At 61.8% G+C, this 9,017-nt stretch carries 11 protein-coding genes; all 11 read right to left on the bottom strand.

Translation table 11 applies throughout. The features are described from left to right. A partial coding sequence (locus tag G568_RS18010; RefSeq protein ID WP_037373527.1) for an IS5/IS1182 family transposase occupies positions 1 to 251 on the bottom strand: 251 nt, incomplete at its 3' end. Beyond that, complete coding sequence (locus G568_RS18005; RefSeq protein ID WP_245582858.1) at positions 199 to 813, bottom strand: hypothetical protein; 615 nt, start codon at positions 811 to 813, stop codon at positions 199 to 201. The genes G568_RS18010 and G568_RS18005, both read right to left, overlap by 53 nt. A gap of 124 nt (positions 814 to 937) precedes the next feature. After that, positions 938 to 1,657, bottom strand: a complete 720-nt coding sequence (locus G568_RS0102295; protein WP_026756533.1) for a GntR family transcriptional regulator — start codon at positions 1,655 to 1,657, stop codon at positions 938 to 940. A gap of 202 nt (positions 1,658 to 1,859) precedes the next feature. After that, a complete protein-coding gene (locus tag G568_RS0102290) occupies positions 1,860 to 2,264 on the bottom strand; it encodes a RidA family protein (RefSeq protein ID WP_026756532.1) in 405 nt (134 codons plus the stop codon). A 5-nt stretch (positions 2,265 to 2,269) separates the two neighbouring features. Beyond that, a complete protein-coding gene (locus tag G568_RS0102285) occupies positions 2,270 to 2,671 on the bottom strand; it encodes an acyl-CoA thioesterase (RefSeq protein WP_026756531.1) in 402 nt (133 codons plus the stop codon). A gap of 3 nt (positions 2,672 to 2,674) precedes the next feature. Further along, entirely contained in the window at positions 2,675 to 3,364 is a 690-nt protein-coding gene (locus tag G568_RS0102280) for an ABC transporter ATP-binding protein (protein WP_026756530.1), read from the bottom strand. Further along, positions 3,361 to 4,116, bottom strand: coding sequence for an ABC transporter ATP-binding protein (locus G568_RS0102275; protein ID WP_026756529.1), 756 nt, complete (start codon positions 4,114 to 4,116; stop codon positions 3,361 to 3,363). Before G568_RS0102275 ends, G568_RS0102280 begins: the two co-directional genes overlap by 4 nt. Continuing rightward, a complete protein-coding gene (locus G568_RS0102270; protein WP_026756528.1) occupies positions 4,109 to 5,092 on the bottom strand; it encodes a branched-chain amino acid ABC transporter permease in 984 nt (327 codons plus the stop codon). The genes G568_RS0102275 and G568_RS0102270 overlap by 8 nt, the downstream gene beginning before the upstream one ends. Before the next feature lies 1 nt (position 5,093). Continuing rightward, a complete protein-coding gene (locus tag G568_RS0102265) occupies positions 5,094 to 6,011 on the bottom strand; it encodes a branched-chain amino acid ABC transporter permease (RefSeq protein WP_026756527.1) in 918 nt (305 codons plus the stop codon). 57 nt (positions 6,012 to 6,068) lie between these two features. Beyond that, the gene (locus tag G568_RS0102260) at positions 6,069 to 7,205 is read right to left on the bottom strand and encodes an ABC transporter substrate-binding protein (protein WP_026756526.1); all 1,137 of its coding nucleotides are present in this window, start codon (positions 7,203 to 7,205) and stop codon (positions 6,069 to 6,071) included. Positions 7,206 to 7,391: 186 nt separating this feature from the next. After that, the gene (locus G568_RS0102255; RefSeq protein WP_026756525.1) at positions 7,392 to 9,017 is read right to left on the bottom strand and encodes an AMP-binding protein; all 1,626 of its coding nucleotides are present in this window, start codon (positions 9,015 to 9,017) and stop codon (positions 7,392 to 7,394) included.

The following is a 9,017-nucleotide window of genomic DNA, read 5'->3' as shown; positions in this document are numbered from 1 at the left end:
ACCAAATGCAGCAGGCTCTCGACGAAGCCTGTGGTCTGGCGTAGCGCCATGCCGAACAACACTTTCATCGTCAAGCATGTCTGGATAGCGGTGTCGCTGTAGGTCTGCTGCCGACCGCGCTTACCGGTCGGCGCAGCCTCCCAGATCATCTCCGGGTCAAACCAGACTGTCAGCGAGCCACGGCGCTTGAGCGCTTCGTTATAGGCCGGCCAGTTCCTGGTCTTGTAGGTTGGGGGTGTGGGTCTGCTCATGTCGCCCAGCTACCACACTGGATTCGCGACATGAATCCCTCACGCGCTTTGTGCAACAGAGCCGGCCTTGGATCTGAAAGCGGTAGTGCTCGCGCAATACACGTTCGCCCTCGGGCCGGCTGTTCGAGCGCGGGTCGTAGCGCAGGCGCACATTCCACTTGCCCCATGAGGCGGCGAACATCAGCCAGTTCGAGGTCGGCGCGCGCCCGACGAGAACATACTTGTCCTCACGCTCGCGGAAGATGATGTGGTCGCCGATGACGCGGCCGTTTGGTGTCACGGGAACGAAGTGCTTGGCGCGGTTCAGGTTGAAGTTGGCGAAGCTGTTGATGCCGTGGTGGCTCAAGAACTCGGTTGCCTCCGGGCCTTCGACAATGAGCTCATCCATGTGGTGAGATTGATCGAAGAGAACGGCACTTTGACGCCAGGATTCCTGTTCCACACGCCAATTCGAGAACTCGGGCGTGACGACCGGGTAGACATACATCCCGATCTGCGAATTGCGTAGCATCTGCGCTGCGTTGCCGGACTCTTGCAAGGCCGAAGTCAGACTGTAAGCCATGGTTTGCTCCTCCCATTTGATAACCATGCTGGACAATGTATACATTAGGAGGCGCAAATGGGGCAAAACTCAAGAGAAATTTCGTATATTGGACCAAATCTTGAGGTGAGTGTATACATTGCTCCTAGGTGGAGAGAATTTCCAGAGGCGGCGCGCCATCGCGCAGGCTGCCTTTCTGTCTCGTCAGGAATACGATGTTTTGCCTCGATGCGCGCGAGTGTTCGCGGGCAATCGATTCGGCACGTGCACCTTCACGGTTTGCTATGGCGTCAATAATGGCGCGGTGTTGTTCATGCGCTGCCGACAGGTGGCGTTGAAGCCGGTCGCTGCTGGCCGCATCGTCGAGGAAGGCGGAAGGCGATGCAAATGGCAAAGACGTGACGCGGTCGATTTCGCGGGCCAGCGCATCGCTTTGTGCCATCTGAACCAGAAGTTTATGAAATTGCTGGTTGAGCTTGGAGTATTGGTCCAAGTCGATTTCGTGCCCGGACAGGGCCATATCGATCTGCTGAACCACCTCGCGGGCTTGGGTCAGGGCCGCCTTGGTCACTCCGCGTTCGGCTGCGAAGCGCGCGGCGGTCCCTTCAAGCACGCCTCGCAGCTCGATCGTGTCCAGTACATCGGGAAGTCGAAAGCTGCGCACAACAAAGCCGCCCCCCTTGGCGCGGTCGAGCAGCCCTTCCTCCGCCAACTTTGATAACGCCGCCCGGATGGGGGTGCGGGAAATGTCGAGTTCTTCGGCAAGGGCAACCTCGAAGAGCCGGGTGCCTCCGCTCAGATCTCCGTTCAGAATCCTTTGGCGCAGTGCAATCAGGGCGCGTTCCGCTCGTGTGGTTCCTTCCATGCGCGTCTCATTTGATGGTTATGTATAGACCACAAGTTATCAGGGCTCGCAGATGCTGTATACGCTGGGAAGGGTACGAAAGGCCGGAACTGGCCTGTTCTCCAACAAAGGAGGCAGATGATAGAGAAGCCGCTATAGCGAAACACAGATAATTGGCATTCTGAAGGAGCGCCAAGCAGGTATGCCTACGCAGGCAGCCCCCTCAGGATCGGCGTTTCAGGACCGCTGTCGCTTCGATTTCGACGACGGCGCGGTCTTCGATCAGGTCAGCCACGACAACCATCGTCATGGCGGGGAAATGGCGGCCAAGGACGCGGCGATAGACCTCTCCGATCGCGCGCTGGTTTTCCAGATATTCCTGTTTCGAGGTCACATACCAAGTCAACCTCACCAGGTCCTCGGGTTGACCATCTGCGGCCTCAAGGATCGTGCGGATGTTGATCAGGGCTTGCTCCATCTGCCCGATGAAGCCGTCCGAGGCAAAGACCTGTTGCGCGTCCCAGCCGATTTGCCCGCCGATATACAAGGTGCCATCGCTTGCCAGCACCCCGTTTGCGTACCCTTTCGCGGGTGCCCACCCTTCGGGGTGAATGATACGGTTTTCCATCTGAGCTACCTTTCCGCTTGAGCGTTGAGTGCGGCCTTCAGGCTTTGCGGCCAAGTTTGGGGTTTGCCGTTTCCATCTACGAAAACCAGCGTCGAATTGGCGGTGAGGCGGGTCTCACCGCCGCATGCAGCGTGGAAGTCGAGCGCGAGGCTGCTGCGTCCCGGCGTGCCCGTGCGCAAGGTGAAATCCACCAGGTCGCCATGCCGGCTGGGTGCGGTGAATCGCGCCGATATCTGCGCCGTGGGAACGCCGCCAGTTCCATGCAGGGATTCGAACGGATGCTGAAGGATATCCGCGAAAAACGCTTCGACGCAGTCGTTGAGCATCTCGAAGTAGCGCGGGTAGAAGACGATACCGGCCGGGTCGCAATGCTTGAACAGGATTTTCTGGCGAAAGACAAAAGCCATGCGTCACACCCCGAGATACCGATCGGTGATCTGCGGGGACAGATCGGAAATTGCCCCGCTCCAGACTGATCGACCCTTGTCGAGGATCACCGCGTTGTCGGCGATCGCGCGCAGCTCGCGCAGCGATTTGTCGATCACAAGAATGGCCATGCCGGTATCCTGTTTCAGGCGCCTGATGGAGGCCCATATCTCTTGCCGGATCACGGGTGCGAGGCCTTCTGTCGCCTCGTCGAGGATCAGGAGCCGCGGATTTGTCATCAGGGCGCGCCCGATGGCAAGCATCTGCTGCTCGCCGCCCGAAAGGGAGTTGGCCATCTGGTCGCGCCGTTCGGCCAGCCGTGGGAACAGGCCGGTGACGGCCTGAAAATCCCATGGTCCGGGGCGCGCGGCGGCGATGAGGTTTTCATACACGGAAAGGTTCGGGAAACAGCGCCGCCCCTCGGGCACTAGGCCCAGCCCCTTGCGAGCCGCACGGTAGGCGGGCACATTGGCCAAGTCCTGCCCGTCGAACAGCACTTTGCCGCCGCGGTTGCGCAGCATGCGGCAGATCACCTTGACCGTCGTCGTCTTGCCCATGCCGTTGCGCCCCATCAGCGCCAGAACCTGCCCTTCCTCAAGCGTGAGGTGGACATCGAAAAGCGCCTGCGAGGGGCCATAAAAGGCCGAGACATGCGAGAGTTTGAGAAGGCTCATGCGTCTTCCTCCTCGCCCAGGTAGGCGGTGCGCACTTCGCGATTGGCACGGATCTCGTCGGCTGTGCCGGTCGCGATGATCTGACCGTAGACCAGGACGCTGATGCGGTCGGCCAGGTAAAAGACCGCGTCCATGTCATGTTCAACCAGAAGGATCGGGGCGCGGTGGCGCAAGGTGCCCAGGAAATCCATCAGGCGGTGCGACCCTTCGGTGCCGAGACCGGCCATCGGCTCGTCCATCAGGAACACCCTTGGCGACAGGGTGAGGGCGACGGCCACCTCAAGTTGCCTTCGTTGGCCGTGGCTTAACTCGGCGGTGGTGGCGCTTGCGAAATCCTCCAGCCCCACCTGTGCCAGCGCGGCGTGCGCCGTTTCGAGCAGGGCACGGTCCTTCATCACCGGCGATAAGAAGCGAAACGCCCCACCGCGCCGTCCCAGTGCGCCCAGCATGACGTTCTGGAGCACGGTGAATTCCATCGCCAGCGACGAGATCTGGAACGTGCGCCCCAAGCCGCGGCGCGCGCGCGCCACGGTGGATTCGGCGGTGATGTTGACGCCGTCGAACCAGATCGTGCCGGTATCCGGCCGCAACCCGCCCGCGATTTGCTGGATCAGTGTCGACTTGCCCGCACCGTTCGGCCCGATCAGGGCGTGGATTTCCCCGTCGCGCAGATCAAGCGAGACGTCGTTGCTGGCTTTGAGGGCGCCGAAGGATTTCGAGATGCCGCGCACGTCAAGGATCGGGTCAGTCATGGGCGACCTCCTTTCCGGCAAGCAGGCCGATCAACCCGCCCCGCGCAAACAGCACCACGATCAGCAGCAGCGCGCCAAGGTAGATGTGCCAAAACTCCGACAGCCCGCCCAGAAGATGCTCAAGGACGATGAACAAGGCCGCGCCAATGACCGGCCCGAACAGTCGGCCAACGCCGCCAAGAATGACGAAGATGATGATCTCGCCGCTGGTTTGCCAACTGAACATGGTGGGGCTGACAAACCTGTTCAGATCGGCATAGAGCGCGCCGGACAATCCCGTGATCGCGCCCGACAGGGTGAACGCCACGAGGTACAGGCGATAGGGCACAAGGCCCACGGCCTGCACCCGCTCGGAGTTCTGCCGTGCACCCGACAGCGCCAATCCGAAGGCCGACCCGGCCAGCCGCGCGACAAACAAGAGGACCACGCACATGACACCGAAACACAGGGCGAAATACTGGATCGGGTCCAGCGTGTTCAGCCCGGGAAAGCCGTTGCGCACGTAGATCGCAAGGCCATCCTCGCCGCCATAGGCGGGCCAGCTAATGGCGAAGTAGTAGAACATCTGCCCGAACGCGAGGGTGATCATGATGAAGTAGACGCCGGTGGTGCGCAGGCTGAGCGCACCGATGACAAGCGCCGCGCAGGCACCGCCTATGACCGCCAGCAACCAGATCACCGGCATGGATTTGGTGCCCTCAATCAGAAGGGGCCATTCCATCAACGGCGTGTAGCTTTGTGCGTGGCTGGCAAGGATGCCCATGGCATAGCCGCCGACGCCGAAGAAGATGGCGTGCCCCAGGCTCACCAACCCGCCAAGCCCGAGCGCAAGGTTCAGGCCGATCCCGGCAATCGCAAGGATCACGACTTTGGTTGCCAGGGTGATGATAAACGGCTCATCGCTGGCCCAGGCCCACAGCGGGACGGCAAGCAGACCCAGCAACACCGCAGCGTTCAATAGGGTTTCGCGGCGCATGTTATTGCCCTCCGAAAAGGCCGGTGGGCCGCACCAGAAGTACGCCGGCCATGAGGATATAGATCGACATCGCCGCAAGCGCCGAGCCAACGGACATCGCCGCCGATGCATCCATGAAGGTGGCGAACAGGCGCGGCAGCAGGAAGCCGCCCAGCGTGTCGGTCAGGCCCACCAGGATCGCGCCGACCAGCGCCCCCTTGATTGAGCCGATGCCGCCGATGACGATAACCACGAATGCAAGGATCAGGACCGGCTCGCCCATGCCGACCTGCACCGACTGGATCGCGCCGATGAGAGCCCCGGCAAAGCCCGCCAGCGCCGCGCCGAGGGCAAAGATCAGCGTGTAAAGCCGGGCAATGTTGACGCCAAGCGCGCCGATCATTTCCCGGTCGCTTTCGCCGGCGCGGATCTGGATGCCGATGCGCGTCTTGGCGATCAACGCGAACAAGCCAGCGGCAATCGCCAGGCCGATCAGGATGATCGTCAGGCGATAAAGCGGGTATTCGATCCCGCCCGGCAGGGTGACGGGACCGGACAGGTATTCGGGGATATCAAGGAACAGCGGAAACGAGCCAAAGATCCAGCGCGTGCCTTCAGAGAAAATCAGGATCAGGGCGAAGGTCGCAAGCACCTGGTCGAGGTGATCGCGGTCGTAAAGGCGCCTGATCACCGTAAGTTCGACAATTGCGCCGGCGGTTGCGGCGGCCACCAGGCTTGCCGCCAGTGCCAGAACGAAAGAGCCGGTTGCCGCCGCGGTGCCTGCCGCGGCGAAGGCCCCGACCATGTAGAGCGAGCCATGCGCGAGATTGATAAGCCCCATGACCCCGAAGATCAGGGTCAGGCCCGCCGCCATGAGAAACAGCATGACCCCGAATTGCAGGCCGTTCAGCACCTGCTCGATAAGTAGAATGATGGACATATGCCGCCCCTTAACGGGTGGATGGCGGGCCGCGCCGTGACGCGGCCCGATCCGTGGTTACATGTTGCACTGATCGGCGTAGGCGTCGGCGTGATCCTCAAGGGCGGTGCCGATGATCTTGTTGGTGAAAACGTCGCCTTCCTTGATCACTTCGCGAACATAGATGTCCTGCACCGGGTGATTGTTCGAGCCAAACGCGAAGTCACCGCGCACGGATTCGAAATCGGCCTCCTTAAGGGCGGCGCGGAACGCTTCTGTGTCCGAGACGTCCGCCTTGTCCATCGCGCTCATCAGCAGGTTGGCCGTGTCAAAGCCCTGGCTGGCATAGAGCGAGGGCAGGCGGTCGTATTCCTTCTGGAAAGACGCAACGAAGGCGTTGTTCGCGGCATTGTCGATATCCTTGTTCCACTGCGAGGTGTTCTTGACCCCAAGCGCCGCTTCGCCGACGGCCTGCAAGATGCCCTGGTCAAAGCTGAAGGCGGGGCCGACCACGGGGATATCCAGGCCGCTGTCGGCGTATTGCTTGAGGAAAGAGATCCCCATGCCGCCGGGCAGGAAGAAATAGACGCTGTCGGCGCCGCTGGCGCGGATTTGCGCGATTTCGCTGGCATAGTCGGTCTGGCCCAGCTTGGTGTAGATTTCACCGGCCAACTCGCCTTCATACAGGCGTTTGTAGCCTGTCAGCGCGTCCTGGCCCGCCGGGTAGTTCGGCGCCAAGATAAAGGAATTGGTCAGGTCCGCCGAATTGGCATAGGCGCCGGCCGCTTCGTGCAGGTTGTCGTTCTGCCATGCGACGTTAAAGTAGTTGGGATCGCACCCTTTGCCCGCCAGCTGTGATGGCCCGGCATTGGGCGAAAGGTAGAACTTGCCCTGCGCGACCGAAGCGGGGATCACCGCCATCGCCAGGTTGGACCAGATAATGCCGGTCAGCACGTCCACCTTCTCGGATTGGATCATCTTGTCGGCCAGTTGCACGGCGACGTCGGGCTTGCGCTGATCATCTTCGATCACGACCTCGATGTCGTCACGGGCGGCCTGCTTCACGGCAAGCATGAAGCCGTCGCGCACGTCGATGCCAAGGCCAGCGCCGCCACCCGACAGGGTGGTGATCATGCCGACCTTGAGGCCCTCTGCCTGTGCGGCGATCGCGGTGGCACTGATGCCGATGGCTGCGGCGAATGTCCTGAATTTCATTGTGTCGTCCTCCTGTTGGTTGATGACGGATTGGGGTCCCCATGGTTCAGGGGGTTATCATTTCCGTCCCGGTCCCGTCATTTCCGGGTGGGTGTTGGCCGCCTCATAGGTTGTGCGGGCGCTGCGCCAGGCGCGGGCGCCCCGATCACAGACCATACACATGGCAACGGTTTCGTCCACTTCCCGCTATCCTCCGTATTGCTCGCGCAGGACGTGCCTGCGGATCTTGCCCGTGGCGGTCTTTGGCAGCTCTGCCTCGAACCTGATGGCGCGGGGATATTTGTAGGGCGCTATCGTGGCCTTGACGTGGTCTTGTAGCTTTTTTGCAAGCCCGTCATCAGCGTCGTAGCCTTCGGCCAGCGCCACGTGCGCTTGAACGATCATGCCGCGCGCCTCATCGGGCACGCCGATCACGGCGCATTCGCTGACGGCGGCGTGTGACAAAAGCGCGGCTTCTACTTCGGGGCCGGCAATGTTGTAGCCGGACGAAACGATCATGTCGTCGTTGCGCGCGGCGAAATACAGATAGCCATCAGCGTCCATGCGAAAGCTGTCGCCGGTGATGTTCCACCCCTCGCGCACGTAATCGCCCTGGCGCGCGTCGTCGAGATAGCGACAGCCTGTCGGCCCGCGCACGGCAAGGCGACCGACCTCGCCGGTGGGAACATCGTTCAACTCATCATCGACAACGCGGGCCTGATACCCGGTAACCGGGCGGCCGGTGCAGCCCGGGCGCGAATCCTCAAGCCGGTTAGAGACGAAGATATGCAGCATCTCGGTCGCGCCGATCCCGTCCAGCATGGGTTTGCCGGTCTTTTCCATCCAGGCTTCATAGATAGGGCCGGGCAGGGTTTCGCCGGCTGACACGGCGGCGCGCAGGCTGGACAGATCGGCGCCGTCGTCCATCGCGTCCAGCATCACCCGGTAGGCCGTCGGCGCGGTAAAGCAGATTGTGGCGCGGTATTTCTGGATTATCTCGATCATGTTGGGCGGCGAGGCGTTTTCCAGAAGCGTCGCCGTGGCGCCGAAACGCAGGGGGAATACCGCCAGCCCGCCCAGCCCGAACGTGAACGCCAGGGGCGGAGAGCCGACGAATACGTCCTCGGGCTGCACGTTCAGAACCTCGCGCGCGTAGCCGTCCGCGATAATCAGCAGGTCGCGATGGAAATGCATCGTCGCTTTGGGATCGCCGGTGGTGCCCGACGTGAACCCAAGAAGGGCCACATCGTCGCGCCCAGTTTTCACTGGCTCGAACTGCACCGGCTTTTCCAGGGCGAGGTGATCGAGCTCCGCGTCATGGTTGGAGGTGCCGTCAAAGCCCGTCACGTGCTTTAGAAAGCGGCTGTCGTGGGCGCATTTTTCCATCTCATTCAGCAGCCGGGTATCGCACAGGGCATGCGTGATTTCGGCCTTGTCCACGATCTGACCCAACTCCGCGGCCCGCAGCATCGGCATGGTGTTGACCACCACCGCGCCCACCTTGGTCGCCGCCAGCCAGCAGGCCACCATCGCCGGGTTGTTGGCGGACCGGATCAGCACGCGGTTGCCGGGTTCCACGCCCAGATCCTCGATCAGCGCATGCGCAAGGCGGTTGGTCCAGTCGGCAAGCTCCTTGTAGGTGCGCCGCCGCCCGTTCCCGATCAGGGCGGTGTGATCGCCAAAGCCGCGCGCGACCATCGCATCGGTCAGTTCATGCCCGGCATTGAGGTGGTCGGGATAGTCGAACCCGTCCAGCAGGATATCAGGCCATTGATCTGCGGGCGGCAGGCGGTCGCGCGCGAATGTATCGATATGCCCGGTTGGTCCCAGCAT

The sequence above is a fragment of the Sediminimonas qiaohouensis DSM 21189 genome (genome assembly GCF_000423645.1).
Taxonomy (GTDB): Bacteria; Pseudomonadota; Alphaproteobacteria; order Rhodobacterales; family Rhodobacteraceae; genus Sediminimonas; species Sediminimonas qiaohouensis.
The sequence above is the reverse complement of the archived record's forward strand: the minus strand, read 5'-3'. Positions and strand labels throughout refer to the sequence as shown.